General features: G+C 69.5%; 10 protein-coding genes. 5 read left to right on the forward strand and 5 right to left on the reverse strand.

Annotated features, from left to right (window positions below; all coding sequences use genetic code 11):
- Nucleotides 1-30 precede the first annotated feature (30 nt).
- The 4 genes from ACTWQI_RS16405 to ACTWQI_RS16420 form a co-directional block, all read right to left on the reverse strand.
- Nucleotides 31-813, reverse strand: a complete 783-nt coding sequence (locus ACTWQI_RS16405; protein ID WP_443271115.1) for a succinate dehydrogenase/fumarate reductase iron-sulfur subunit — start codon at nucleotides 811-813, stop codon at nucleotides 31-33.
- Nucleotides 810-2,756: a fumarate reductase/succinate dehydrogenase flavoprotein subunit gene (locus tag ACTWQI_RS16410; protein ID WP_443271116.1), complete on the reverse strand. Its 1,947-nt coding sequence runs from the start codon at nucleotides 2,754-2,756 to the stop codon at nucleotides 810-812. The genes ACTWQI_RS16405 and ACTWQI_RS16410 overlap by 4 nt, the downstream gene beginning before the upstream one ends.
- A gap of 57 nt (nucleotides 2,757-2,813) precedes the next feature.
- Nucleotides 2,814-3,656 (reverse strand): hypothetical protein, encoded by an 843-nt coding sequence (locus tag ACTWQI_RS16415; RefSeq protein ID WP_443271117.1) that lies wholly within the window; start codon nucleotides 3,654-3,656, stop codon nucleotides 2,814-2,816.
- An 87-nt stretch (nucleotides 3,657-3,743) separates the two neighbouring features.
- Nucleotides 3,744-4,043 carry a hypothetical protein gene (locus ACTWQI_RS16420; RefSeq protein WP_443271119.1) on the reverse strand — a complete coding sequence of 100 codons (300 nt, stop codon included), beginning with the start codon at nucleotides 4,041-4,043 and terminating at the stop codon, nucleotides 3,744-3,746.
- A gap of 321 nt (nucleotides 4,044-4,364) precedes the next feature.
- Between ACTWQI_RS16420 and ACTWQI_RS16425 the strand changes: the two genes are divergently transcribed.
- Together ACTWQI_RS16425 and typA are read left to right on the forward strand one after the other, a co-directional pair.
- The gene (locus ACTWQI_RS16425) at nucleotides 4,365-6,380 is read left to right on the forward strand and encodes an ABC transporter substrate-binding protein (protein WP_443271120.1); all 2,016 of its coding nucleotides are present in this window, start codon (nucleotides 4,365-4,367) and stop codon (nucleotides 6,378-6,380) included.
- A gap of 257 nt (nucleotides 6,381-6,637) precedes the next feature.
- Complete coding sequence (gene typA / locus ACTWQI_RS16430; protein ID WP_443271122.1) at nucleotides 6,638-8,539, forward strand: translational GTPase TypA; 1,902 nt, start codon at nucleotides 6,638-6,640, stop codon at nucleotides 8,537-8,539.
- Between the two features lie 100 nt (nucleotides 8,540-8,639).
- Here the strand turns inward: typA and ACTWQI_RS16435 are convergent, their stop codons facing one another.
- Nucleotides 8,640-9,800 carry a hypothetical protein gene (locus tag ACTWQI_RS16435; protein ID WP_443271123.1) on the reverse strand — a complete coding sequence of 387 codons (1,161 nt, stop codon included), beginning with the start codon at nucleotides 9,798-9,800 and terminating at the stop codon, nucleotides 8,640-8,642.
- A 204-nt stretch (nucleotides 9,801-10,004) separates the two neighbouring features.
- Between ACTWQI_RS16435 and ACTWQI_RS16440 the strand changes: the two genes are divergently transcribed.
- The 3 genes from ACTWQI_RS16440 to ACTWQI_RS16450 are packed head-to-tail and all read left to right on the forward strand — an operon-like array spanning nucleotide 10,005 to nucleotide 13,681.
- Nucleotides 10,005-11,618, forward strand: a complete 1,614-nt coding sequence (locus ACTWQI_RS16440; RefSeq protein ID WP_443271125.1) for a peptide ABC transporter substrate-binding protein — start codon at nucleotides 10,005-10,007, stop codon at nucleotides 11,616-11,618.
- Nucleotides 11,619-11,670: 52 nt separating this feature from the next.
- Nucleotides 11,671-12,594: an ABC transporter permease gene (locus ACTWQI_RS16445; RefSeq protein WP_443271126.1), complete on the forward strand. Its 924-nt coding sequence runs from the start codon at nucleotides 11,671-11,673 to the stop codon at nucleotides 12,592-12,594.
- Nucleotides 12,587-13,681 carry an ABC transporter permease gene (locus ACTWQI_RS16450; RefSeq protein WP_443271127.1) on the forward strand — a complete coding sequence of 365 codons (1,095 nt, stop codon included), beginning with the start codon at nucleotides 12,587-12,589 and terminating at the stop codon, nucleotides 13,679-13,681. Before ACTWQI_RS16445 ends, ACTWQI_RS16450 begins: the two co-directional genes overlap by 8 nt.
- The last annotated feature ends 11 nt before the right edge of the window (nucleotides 13,682-13,692 follow it).

Below are 13,692 nucleotides of genomic sequence, written 5' to 3' on the forward strand. Positions count from 1 at the left end.
GGAAAGAATGCGCGCCGCAGGCGCGAAGGGCTACCGCCCCCGTCGGCGGATCTTGCTGCCCAGCCACACCAGTGGATCGTACTTACGATCCACGGCCCGCTCCTTGAGCGGGATCAGCGCATTGTCGGTGATCTTGATGCCCTCGGGACAGACCTCGGTGCAGCACTTGGTGATGTTGCAGTAGCCGAGCCCGTGCTCGTCCTGGGCGGTGCGCTTGCGGTCCAGCCCCGACTCGGCCGCCGCGTCCAGCGGGTGCATGTCCAGTTCGGCGATCCGCATCAGGAACCGCGGACCGGCGAAGGCCGTCTTGTTCTCCTCGTGGTCACGCACCACGTGGCAGGTGTCCTGGCACAGGAAGCACTCGATGCATTTGCGGAACTCCTGCGAGCGTCCCACGTCCTCCTGATGCATGCGGTACTCGCCCGGCCCCACCCCCTGCGGCGGGACGAAGGAGGGCACCTCGCGCGCCTTCGTGTAGTTGAAGGACACGTCCGTCACCAGATCCCGTACGACCGGGAAGGTCCGCATCGGTGTGACGGTAATCGTCTCGTCCCGGTCGAAGACCGACATCCGCGTCATGCACAGCAGCCGCGGACGGCCGTTGATCTCCGCGCTGCAGGAACCGCACTTGCCCGCCTTGCAGTTCCAGCGCACGGCCAGGTCCGGTGCCTGAGTGGCCTGGAGCCGGTGGATGATGTCGAGGACGACCTCGCCCTCGTTGACCTCGACCTTGAAGTCCTCCAGGCCGCCGCCGTCCGGGTCGCCCCGCCAGACCTTGAAGTGGGCCTGGTACGCGCTCGTGCTCGTGGTCACTGGCTCAGCTCCTCGTCCGTCAGGTACTTCACCAGCTCTTCCTTCTCGAACAGTCCGAGCAGGTCCGCGCGGATCGGCGGCACCTCACGCCGCTCGAGCCGGATCTGGCCGCGCTCGGGGTCCGTCGCCGCCAGGCCGCCCGTGGGGTCCGAGAGCGAGCACACCAGATTGATCCGGCGCCACTCCCGGTCCATCTGCGGGTGGTCGTCGCGGGTGTGCCCGCCGCGGCTCTCGTTGCGCTCCAGGGCCGCGCGGGCCACGCACTCGCTGACCAGCAGCATGTTCCGCAGGTCGATGGCGAGGTGCCAGCCCGGATTGAACTGGCGATGGCCTTCGACCCCGGCGCGCCGCGCCTTCACGCGCAGCGCCGCCAGCCGGTGCAGCGCCTCCGTCATCTCGCTCTCCCGCCGGATGATGCCGACGAGGTCGTTCATGGTCTGCTGGAGCTGCTGGTGGAGGGTGTACGGGTTCTCGGCCGGGCGGCCGTCCGGATGGGCCTCGTCCGGGCCCTCCGCGCTGAACGGGCGGAGCGCCTCGGCCTCCGCCATGTCGAGGTCCGGCTCGCCCGGCACCGGACGCTCGTCGGCGGTGAGCGCGGCCGCGTACTGCGCCGCGTACAGGCCCGCCCGTCGGCCGAAGACCAGCAGGTCGGAGAGCGAGTTGCCGCCGAGCCGGTTCGATCCGTGCATGCCGCCGGCGACCTCGCCGGCGGCGAAGAGCCCCGGCACACCGCTCGCGGCGGCCGTGTCGGGGTCGACGTCGACCCCGCCCATCACGTAGTGACAGGTCGGTCCGACCTCCATCGGCTCGGCGGTGATGTCGACGTCCGCGAGCTCCTTGAACTGGTGGTGCATGGACGGCAGTCGGCGCTTGATCACCTCGGCCGGCATCCGCGTCGACACATCGAGGAAGACTCCGCCGTGTGGCGAGCCGCGGCCGGCCTTCACCTCGGCGTTGATGGCCCGGGCGACCTCGTCGCGCGGGAGCAGCTCGGGTGGGCGCCGGTTGTTGTCCGGGTCCTCGTACCAGCGGTCGCCCTCGTCCTCGGTCTGGGCGTACTTCTCCTTGAAGACGTCCGGAATGTAGTCGAACATGAAGCGGTTGCCCTCGCTGTTGCGGAGCACCCCGCCGTCACCGCGCACGGACTCGGTGACGAGGATGCCCTTCACCGAGGGCGGCCAGACCATCCCGGTGGGATGGAACTGCACGAACTCCATGTTGATCAGCGGGGCTCCGGCGAGCAGCGCGAGGGCGTGTCCGTCGCCGGTGTACTCCCAGGAGTTCGAGGTGACCTTGAAGGACTTGCCGATGCCGCCGGTCGCGAGTACCACCGCCGGGGCCTCGATGACGAAGAACCGCCCGGACTCGCGCTCGTAGCCGAAGACCCCGGCCACCTTGCCATCTGCCTTGAGGACCCGGGTGACCGTGCACTCCTGGAAGACCTTCAGCCGGGCTTCGTAGTCGCCGTGCTCCCGCTGGTCCTCCTGCTGCAGGGAGACGATCTTCTGCTGCAGGGTGCGAATCAGCTCCAGGCCGGTGCGGTCACCGACGTGGGCCAGCCGCGGGTACTCATGGCCGCCGAAGTTGCGCTGCGAGATCTTCCCGTCGGCGGTGCGGTCGAAGAGCGCGCCCCAGGTCTCCAGCTCCCAGACCCGGTCGGGCGCCTCGCGCGCGTGCAGCTCGGCCATCCGCCACTGGTTGAGGAACTTTCCGCCGCGCATGGTGTCGCGGAAGTGGACCTGCCAGTTGTCGCCCTCGTTGACATTGCCCATGCTCGCCGCGATGCCGCCCTCGGCCATGACGGTATGGGCCTTGCCGAACAGTGACTTGCAGATGACGGCGGTGCGCATGCCCTGTTCGCGGGCCTCGATGGCGGCGCGCAGGCCGGCGCCGCCCGCCCCGACCACGACCACGTCCCACGCCTGCCGTTCGACTTGCGTCATCGTTGTTGCATCCCTCTCAGAAGCTGTGCGTGCTTAAGCCGTGCCTGATCTGCCGGATCAGAAGATGCGTGGGTCGTCGAAGGCGCCGGTGGCGAGCAGGTACACATAGAAGTCGGCGAACGCCACGCTGACCAGCGAGGTCCAGGCGAGCAGCATGTGCCGCTCGTTGAGCTTCCCCACCCAGCCCCACATCCGGTAGCGCACCGGGTGCTTCGAGAAGTTCTTCAGACGGCCGCCGACGATGTGCCGGCAGGAGTGGCAGGACAGCGTGTACGCCCAGATCAGCACGATGTTGACGAGGAAGACCAGGGTGCCGAGCCCCATGTGTCCCCACTCGTAGTCGGAGTTCCGGAACGCGAGCACGGTGTCGTAGGTGAGGATCACGGCCACCGGAATCGCCGCGTAGAAGAAGTACCGGTGGATGTTCTGCAGGATCAGCGGGAAGCGGGTCTCGCCGGTGTACTTCCCGTGGGGCTCGGCCACCGCGCAGGCCGGCGGCGACGCCCAGAAGCCGCGGTAGTACGCCTTGCGGTAGTAGTAGCAGGTCAATCGGAAGCCGAGCGGGAAGATCAGGATCAGCAGGGCGGGGGACAGGCCCCACCAGCTGCCGAAGATCTCCCAGTTCGGACCGCCCTTCATGGGCTCGCAGTTCTCGGCGAGACAGGGCGAGTAGAAGGGCGAGACGTAGGGCGCCGCGTAGTAGTCGGCGTTCGCGAAGGCACGCCAGGTCGAGTAGACGACGAAGGCGAGCAGACCGGCGGCGGTGGCGGCGGGCGCGAGCCACCAGCGGTCGGTGCGCAGATGCCCGGCGGAAATGGCGGCGCGCGTGGGGAAGCGGACTCCGCCACGCGCGTCACTGGATACGTCGGTGCCCGGTCGGGGTTCGGTGCCAGTGGCCAAGAGGGTGCTCCGTGCTGGAGAGAGCGGTTGGGGACGCGGTGCGGCGGCGGTGCACGGCTCGTACCGGCGTACGAGCCTGATGTGCGGCTAGGGCGCGTGCCGGTCGCGAACGCCGAGCCCCTCGTCGTCGCAGCCCGCCCACAGGGCGGTGTTGTACGGCGTGTCCGGGATGGTGACCATCTCGGACCGGCGGGGCGGCGTCTGGTCGGGCCGCGCCTGCGAGGCGGTCTCCCGCAGCAGGGCGAGGCTCTCGCGCAGGTGATCCGTATCGGCGCGCACCCGCCGGATCTCCAGGCCGGCGCCGACCTGCTGCTCCAGGCGGCCTACGGAGCGACTGAGCTCATCGAGGGATCGCTGTGCGGCTGTCAGATCGTCCTGAAGGGACATGGAGGTGGCCTCACTTCCACGCTTGCGGTGGCAACGCTGATGCGGATGCGAGTGTTACGCGTCACATCCCGGCTTGGCTAGGGATCTACCACGATTGGACCCTCGTGTCGGGGGTGAATTCGGCCGCGCCGGGCGATCCATGAGGGGCGCGCATCGGCCCTCAACCTCTCCTGGCGAGGAGTTTGCTCCCTACGGGTGGGAAACCCCGCACCCCAGCCGTGTCGGCGTGCCCCCGCAGAGCCGGTCCACTTCAGTGGTTTCAGGCGTAGATGTGATGAGCGGCATAAGCGGAAAAATGTGTGCAGCCCGGAGGTTTCGGTCATGTCCATCGAGGGCGTCAGAGGTGGGACGGCTTCCGGCAGGCGTCGATACGCCGCGCTCCTGGTGGCAGGGGTGCTCCTCCCGCTGCCCGTGCTGACCGGGTGCGAGACGTCCGGGAGCGAGACCAGGGCCAGCGCCGTACCGCAGGACATCGCCCCGGCCGCGCGCACCCGGGTGCGCGACGGCGGCACCGTGCGCTGGGCGATCGACTCGATGCCGCTGACGCTGAACACCTTCCAGGCCGATGCCGACACCACCGGCGACCGGATCGCCGAGGCGGTGCTGCCCGCGCTGTTCACCCTCGACGAGCGCGGTCGGCCGCAGCGCAACGAGGACTACCTCGACGCCGCGGACGTCATCGAGCGCGAGCCGAGGCAGGTGGTGCGCTACACGATCGACCGGGCCGCCAGATGGAGTGACGGGCGGGCCGTCGGCGTACGGGACTTCATCGCGCAGTGGAAGGCGCTGAGCGGTAAGGACCGCGCCTACTGGACGGCGCGCAACGCCGGGTACGACCGGATCCAGAAGGTCGAGGAGGGCGAGAGTCCACGGGAGGTGCTGGTCACCTTCGCCAGGCCGTACACCGACTGGCGGTCGCTCTTCACGCCGCTGTACCCCAGGGGCGTGATGGGCAGCCCGGACGCCTTCAACGACGGCGCGCGTACGACCCTCAAGGCGACGGCGGGGCCGTATCTCCTGAAGAAGGTCCATGGCTCCAAGGGCAATCAGCGCAAGGGCACGGTCACGCTCGAGCGGAATCCGAAGTGGTGGGGTGACCGGCCCAAACTGGACCGGCTGGTGTTCACGGTCGTTCCGCGCGCCCGCCGGGCCGCCGCACTCGCGGCCGGCCGACTGGACATCGCGGAGATCGACGCGGCGACCGCGGAGAGGATCAGCGAGGCCGGGGGGAAGCCGAAGGACGTCCAGAAGATCACGCAGGCGGAGAAGGCGCACCAGGCGAAACGGGCAGAGCAGACGGAGAAGAGGAGCACGGCGGAGCCGGGGAAGAAGGCGGAGAAGGGGCGGGATACGGAGCGGGAGGAGCGGCGGGAGATGGGTGCGCCGGCGGCCTCCCCGCTGCGCGGATACACCGTCCGCACGTCGCTGGAGCCCGCCTACACCCAGCTCGCGCTCAACGGTGCATCCGGACCGCTCGCCGACGAGCGGGTACGGCGTGCCGTGGCGCGGACGATCGACCGACAGGCCATCGCGGACGCCGTACTGAAGCCGATGGCGCTGCCCGCACAGCCGCTCGGCAGCCATCTGATGATGGCGGGACAGCAGGGATACGAGGACAACAGCGCGGCGCTCGGCCGTCAGGATGCCGAGGCCGCTCAGGCGCTGCTCTCCTCCGCCGGCTGGCGGAGATCCGGCGGCGGTCTGGCGGGGGAGAAGGGCAGCGAGAAGGGCGAGAAGGGAAGTGAGAAGGGAGAAAAGGGCATCGCGAGGGGCGGCAGCAAGGCCAGCGCCGCCGACGTCCGCGTCCTGCACAAGAACGGCAAGCCCCTGACGCTCCGCTTCGTCCTCCCCACCGGCCACGGCACCGAGCCGATCCGCATGGTCGGCGACCGCATCTCCCGGATGCTGGCGAAGATCGGCATTCGCACGCGGATCACCACCGTCGCCGACGCCAGCTACTTCAAGGACCACATCGCCAGCGGCGACTACGACCTCGCGCTCTGGTCCTGGCCCGTCAGCGCCTACCCGGCCACTGACGCCCGCCCGATCTTCGCCAAGCCCCGCCCCGCGCCGGACGGCTCCCTGCTCGTCGAGCAGAACTACACCCGGGTCGGCACGGACCACATCGACCAGCTCTTCGACCAGGCCGTCACGGAGCTGGACGCGGCTGCGTCCCGCGCTCTCGTACGGCGTGCCGACGCACGGATCTGGGCCGCAGCCGGATCGATCCCGCTGTACCAGCGCCCGCAGCTGGTGGCGACGAAGTCGAACCTGGCCAATGTGGGCGCCTTCGGCTTCGCGACACCGCGCTACGAGAACATCGGCTTCCGCAGGTAGCCGCGCGGGCCGCGGGCGCGGCCCGTCCGGCGGGCCCGGGCAGCTCTCGCTGCTGTCGCCGTCGTACGTGATGTGAACCACGGCAGCAGGCGGCGCCGCTGCTCAGCGGCCTCTCCAGGGTCTGTGGTCCGGCGGCCGGGGCGGCCCTTGCCGGCCCGGCCCCGTACCATGGGGCAAGGCCGCGGTATCTCATGCCCGGCGGGCGCGTGTACCGGACCGGACGCGTCGCCATCCACGATTCCGGGAGAAGCGCCGTAGTGCCCACGCGCCACGACATCCGTAACGTCGCCATCGTCGCCCACGTCGATCACGGCAAGACGACCCTCGTCGACGCCATGCTCAAGCAGGCCGGTGCGTTCGCCGCCCACCAGCACGTGGACGACCGCGTGATGGACTCCAGCGACCTGGAGCGCGAGAAGGGCATCACCATTCTCGCGAAGAACACCGCGGTGAAGTACCACCCCAAGGACGGTGGCGAGCCGGTCACCATCAACATCATCGACACCCCGGGCCACGCCGACTTCGGCGGCGAGGTCGAGCGCGGCCTGTCGATGGTCGACGCGGTGGTGCTGCTGGTCGACGCCTCGGAGGGCCCCCTTCCGCAGACCCGCTTCGTGCTGCGCAAAGCCCTCCAGGCCCGGCTGCCGGTCATCCTGTGCATCAACAAGACGGACCGCCCGGACGCCCGGATCGACGAGGTCGTCGACGAGGCCTACGACCTGTTCCTCGATCTGGACGCGGACGAGGACCAGATCGAGTTCCCGATCGTCTACGCCTGCGCACGCGACGGCGTCGCCTCGCTGACCAAGCCCGAGAACGGCACCGTCCCCGCCGACAGTGACAGCCTCCAGCCCTTCTTCACCGCTCTCCTCGACACCGTCCCCGCCCCGCGGTACGAGGAGGAGGCCCCGCTCCAGGCCCATGTCACCAACCTGGACGCCGACAACTTCCTCGGCCGTATCGCGCTGCTCCGGGTCGAGCAGGGCGAGCTCAAGAAGGGGCAGACCGTCGCCTGGATCAAGCGTGACGGCTCCATCTCGAGCGTCCGCATCACCGAACTGCTGATGACCGAGGCGCTCACCCGCAGGCCCGCCGAGAAGGCCGGGCCGGGTGACATCTGCGCGGTCGCCGGAATCCCGGACATCATGATCGGTGAAACGCTCGCCGACCCGGAGAACCCGATCGCGCTGCCGCTGATCACCGTCGACGAGCCGGCGATCTCGATGACGATCGGCACCAACACCTCGCCGCTGGTCGGCCGGGGCGGCGGCGGCAAGGGCGCGGACAACAAGTCCGCCGTCAAGGACCGCAAGGTCACCGCGCGCCTCGTCAAGGACCGCCTCGACCGCGAGCTGATCGGCAATGTCTCGCTGCGCGTCCTGCCGACCGAGCGTCCCGACACCTGGGAGGTGCAGGGCCGCGGCGAGCTGGCACTCGCCATCCTCGTCGAGACGATGCGCCGGGAGGGCTTCGAGCTGACCGTCGGCAAGCCCCAGGTGGTCGTCAAGGAGGTCGAGGGCAGGACGTACGAGCCGGTCGAGCGGCTCACCGTGGACGTGCCCGAGGAGCACATGGGCGCGGTCACCCAGCTCATGGGCACCCGCAAGGGCCGGATGGACAACATGTCGAACCACGGCTCCGGCTGGGTCCGCATGGAGTTCGTCGTCCCGTCCCGCGGTCTGATCGGCTTCCGCACCGAGTTCCTCACCCAGACCCGTGGCACCGGCATCGCCCACTCCATCCACGAGGGCCACGAGCCCTGGTTCGGCGAGCTGCGCACGCGCGCCTCCGGCTCCCTCGTCGCCGACCGCTCCGGTGCGGTCACCGCCTTCGCGATGATCAACCTGCAGGAGCGCGGCACGCTGTTCGTGGAGCCCGGGACCGAGGTGTACGAGGGCATGGTCGTCGGCGAGAACTCCCGCTCCGACGACATGGACGTGAACATCACCAAGGAGAAGAAGCTCACCAACATGCGGTCGTCGACCGCTGATGTCACCGAGTCGATCATTCCGCCGCGCAAGCTCTCCCTGGAGCAGTCGCTGGAGTTCTGCCGGGACGACGAGTGCGTCGAGGTGACGCCGGAGTCGGTGCGGATCCGCAAGGTCACCCTGGACCAGAAGGAGCGGGCCCGCACGGCCTCCCGCGCCAAGCACGCCTGACGCGCCGCCCGTACAGTGGGCGTGCGGCAAGGTCGTACCCCCGCGTGACCCGGCCCGTCGGCAATCCGTCGACGGGCCGTCGACCCGGCTGCGGTCGGCGTCAGTCGCCGATGGCGCCCGCAGGGGTGCGCAGCCGCAGGATCTCCGCGGTGCGGAGCACCTCGTCCGCCGTGAGTCCCTGGTGGGCGTCGAGGAAGTCGAGCGTGCGGTCGTCGAAGCCGGCAGTCGGGGGCGGGGCCGCGCCGGCGCGGGCGATCAGGGCGAGGGTTTCGCGCAGCACCGAGTTGCCGGGGGTGTCGTCACCCAGGGGTTCGAAGACCGCGGCGAAGGGCCGTGGAGCGCCTCCCGGGTAGTCGGGGTCGGCCCGGTTCATCGTGAACAGACCCAGCCGCGTGCCGGAGCCGCTGTTGATCCGTGCCAGCAGTTGCGCGTTCACCCAGCGGGTCAACTCCGTTCCGGACGTGGCAGGCCGAGGGTCGCTCAGGTACTGCTGGGCCTGGACCAGGGCGTCCAGCGCGCTGTTGATCAGCTCCTCCTTGTTCGTCACCTCCTCGTCCTGGTGCAGCGTCTCGTGGAAGACGACGGCGGCCAGCGTGCGGAAGTCCTCGTACCGATAGCGCTTGTTGACGGTGATGTACGGGGCGTCCTCCGGCTCGCCGGACGAGCCGACCTCCGCGGAGGTGTCGGCGGGCAGCTTCCCGTACCCGACCCTGCTGAACGTGCCGTCGCGCAGGGCGGTGACGGCCGGTTCCCCGTACGTGCACAGCAGGGACGAGGCGGCGGCACGGAGATTCGGGTCGGGGACCGTCTTCCGCAGGGCGGGGTCCGCGAGGAAGAGCGTCAGGCCGCGTGCCACCCGGTTCGGACAGCGGCGGGCGAGCGTGGAGCCGAGCCGCCTGGCGAGGTGGGCTTCCGTCGGCGCGGGGCCCACAGCCGGAACCATGGGGCCCGAGCCGGGGAATGCCGTACGGCTGAACAGCGAGGTGTCGGACGGTGCGAACGGACGCAGCTTCATGAGGTCCTGACCGCCCGTCCGTACGGCTGAGGGTGAGGGCTCTGCCGGGTCCCGGTCGGGTGGCTCGGCACCGGCGCCGGTGGGGCCGGCACCGTGCGGGGAGGTGCCGGTGGTCGAGGTGCCGGGCAGGTCGGCCACCACCGGCACGGCGATCGCCAGTACGGCGGCGACCAGCGCGGCTGCTGTCACCAGCGCCTGGGCCGGCCGCCGTCTCCTGACGAATGATCCGCTTCTGCCGTCTGTCACGGGACGTCCTCGCTGGGGGGTGTACCGGGCCCCTCTACAGGTCGCCAGGTCAGGGAGGCCGGGCAACCGAACCTGGTCCATTCGGATCATCGGATTCATTCGGGCGGTGCGGCTCGCGCCGAACCCACCGTGGCACCGGCCCGTTCTGCCCCACTGTGCGGTGTTATGTGGTTCTGCACGCCGGGCACCTCAAGGAGGCACACCATGCGCCGAACCGCGTACGCCACGTGGGTCGCAGGTGCGGTCGCCGTCGCTCTCGCCGCGACCGCGTGCGGCGGAGCCGGCGCCGACACCTCGGCCGTCCTCAGCTCCTCCTGGGGTGACCCGCAGAGCCCGCTGGAACCGGCCAACACCAACGAGGTTCAGGGCGGCAAGGTCCTCGACATGATCTTCCGCGGTCTGAAGTACTACGACCCGAAGACCGCCGAGGCCGAGAACATGATGGCCGAGAAGATCGAGACCACCGACTCGCAGACCTTCACGATCACGATCAAGGACGGCTGGACCTTCAGCAACGGCGAGAAGGTCACCGCCCAGTCCTATGTGGACGCCTGGAACTACGCCGCCCACATCGGCAACCGGCAGAAGAACGCCCCGTTCTTCCGCATGATCGAGGGATACGGCGACGTGCACCCGGAGTCCGGCAGCCCGTCGGCGAAGACCCTCAACGGGCTCCGGGTGAAGGACGAGCTGACCTTCACGGTCACGCTCGACCAGCCGTTCTCCAGCTGGCCCGACACCCTCGGATATCCGGCGTTCGCCCCGCTGCCCCGGGCCTTCTTCGACGACCACGACGCCTGGCTGCGCAAGCCGATCGGCAACGGTCCGTACGCCATCGAGTCGTACGCCAAGGGCTCGGAGATGCGGCTGCGGAGGTGGGACGGCTACGCCGGTCAGGACAGGGCGCGGAACGGCGGGGTGGACCTGAAGGTCTACACCGACAACAACGCCGCGTACAACGACCTGCTGGCCGGCAACCTCGACATCGCGGACGACATCCCGGCCGCCCAGCTCAAGAACGTCCGGCGCGACCTCGGCAACCGGTACATCAACCAGCCTGCGGGCATCATCCAGACCCTGGCCTTCCCCTTCTACGACGACAAGTGGGGCGCGGGGAAGGAGAAGCTGCGCATCGGCCTGTCCAAGGCGATCGACCGCCGGCAGATCACCGAGCAGATCTTCCAGAAGACCCGTACACCGGCCAGCGACTGGACCTCCCCCGTCCTCGGGGACCGGGGCGGCTACAAGCCAGGGCTCTGCGGCACCGCGTGCGACTACGACCCGGCGGCGGCGAAGAAGTTGATCCAGGAGGCGGGTGGCCTCCCGGGCGGCAAGGTGACGATCACCTCGAACGTCGACGCCGGCTCGCACCGGATGTGGATGGACGCCGTCTGCAACAGCATCAACAACGCCCTGGGTCGGGACCGGGCCTGCACGGTCAATCCGGTCGGCACCTTCGCCGACTACCGCAACCGGATCCACGGCGGCAAGATGTCCGGGCCGTTCCGCGCCGGCTGGCAGATGGACTACCCGCTCATCCAGAACTTCCTCCAGCCGCTCTACTACTCGAACGCCTCCTCCAACGACGGCAAGTGGAGCAACGAGCGGTTCGACCGGCTGATGAACGACGCCAATGCGAAGGACGAGCAGAGCCGGGCCGTGCGGCTCTTCCAGGACGCGGAGAAGATCCTCGCCGAGCAGATGCCCGCCATCCCGCTCTGGTACCAGAACGGCAGCGCCGGGTACTCGGAGCGGCTCTCGGGCGTGTCCCTCAACCCCTTCAGCGTCCCCGTCTACCACGAGATCGAACTCAACTGACCGTGCTGATGTACGTGGTGACGCCGCCGCCCGACCGACACCCGGAGCCCGCATGGGACGCTATGTGATCCGGAGACTGCTGCAGATGATCCCGGTGTTCATCGGCAGCACGTTCCTGATCTTCTTCATGGTGTACGCCCTCGGCGACCCGGTCGCGGCCCTCTTCGGGGACCGTGCCCCCGATCCCACCACCGCTGCGCAGATCCGCCGGGAGCTCCGCCTCGACCAGCCGCTGTGGCAGCAGTACCTGCACTACATGGGGCAGATCTTCCAGGGCGACTTCGGCACGGCCTTCAACGGGCGGCCGGTCACGGAACTGATGGCGGAGTCCTTTCCCGTCACCCTCCGGCTGACGCTCGTCGCCATCGCCATCGAGGTGACGGTGGGAGTCGTCCTGGGCGTGGTCAGTGGGCTCCGTCGCGGTAGGGCCGTCGACACCGGGGTCCTCTTCCTCACCCTCGTCGTCATCTCGGTCCCGACCTTCGTCACCGGCTACCTGCTGCAGTTCCTCTTCGGGGTCCGATGGGGCGTCATCAGACCGACGGTCTCCACCGAGGCGGCGCTCGGCGAACTCGTCATGCCCGGAGTGGTCCTGGCCTTGGTGTCACTGGCGTACGTCACCCGGCTCACCCGTACCTCGATCGTCGAGAACGTCCGGGCCGACTACGTGCGGACGGCGGTCGCGAAGGGGCTGCCGCGACGGCACGTCATCACCCGGCATCTGCTGCGCAATTCGCTCATCCCGGTGGTCACCTTCATCGGCACCGACATCGGCGTCCTCATGGGCGGCGCCATCGTCACCGAGCGGATCTTCAATATCCACGGTGTCGGCTTCCAGCTCTACCAGGGCATTCTGCGGAACAACTCCCCGACCATCGTGGGTTTCGTGACCATCCTGGTGATCGTCTTCCTGCTGGCGAATCTGGTCGTCGACCTTCTCTACGCCGTGCTCGATCCGAGGATTCGCTATGCGTGAGCAGCCGCAGCAGCCGCAGCAGCCGCAGCAGCCGCACCGGTCCGTGGAGGCCACCGGGCCGGCGCCCAGGAGGGAGCTCGCCGCCCGCGAGGCGGAGGCGCTGGAGCGGGCCGCCCCGACGCGGGGAGCCGCGGGGCAGAGGGCGGCGGGACCGGCCGCGTCCGATCCGGCAGCGGCGGCCGGCGACGCGTACAACGGCGGACCACCGGTCGGCCACGGTCCCGCGGCCGGCCCCGGCGGGCAGGTACGCAGCCTCTGGTCGGACGCGTGGCGCGAGCTGCGCCGCAACCCCGTCTTCATCGTCTCGGCGCTGCTGATCGTCTTTCTCGTCCTGATCTCCCTCTGGCCGCAGCTGATCGCGAGCGGCAACCCGCTCCAGTGCGATCTGTCCAAGTCGCAGCAGGGCGCCGCGCCCGGCCACCCCTTCGGCTTCGACACCCAGGGCTGTGACGTCTACACGCGGACCGTCCACGGCGCCCGGGCCTCCGTCACCGTGGGCGTCTGCGCGACCCTGGGGGCCGCGCTCCTCGGTGGCCTGCTGGGCGGTCTGGCCGGCTTCTTCGGCCGCTGGCCTGACGCACTGCTGTCGCGGGCGGCCGACATCTTCTTCGGCATCCCCGTCGTCCTCGGCGGTCTGGTCTTCCTGTCCGTGATCACCAGCGCCACCGTGTGGCCGGTGGTCGGCTTCATCGTGTTGCTCGGCTGGCCGCAGGTGGCCCGTATCGCCCGGGGATCGGTCATCGCGGCGCAGCAGAACGACTATGTCCAGGCGGCCCGTGCGCTGGGCGCCGGCAACAGCCGGATCCTGCTGCGGCACATCGCTCCCAACGCGGTCGCCCCGGTCATCGTCGTCGCCACCATCGCCCTCGGGACGTACATCTCCCTGGAGGCCACGCTGTCCTACCTCGGCGTCGGCCTGCGTCCGCCGACCGTCTCCTGGGGGATCGACATCTCCAACGCCGCGCCCCAGATCCGGAACGCACCGCACATGCTGCTGTGGCCAGCGGGGGCGCTCAGCATCACCGTGCTGGCGTTCATCATGCTCGGCGACGCGGTGCGCGACGCTCTCGACCCCAAGCTGCGCTGAGGAGGGCGTAC

Origin of the sequence: Streptomyces sp. KR80 (assembly GCF_052245555.1) — a bacterium.
Classification (GTDB): domain Bacteria; phylum Actinomycetota; class Actinomycetes; order Streptomycetales; family Streptomycetaceae; genus Streptomyces.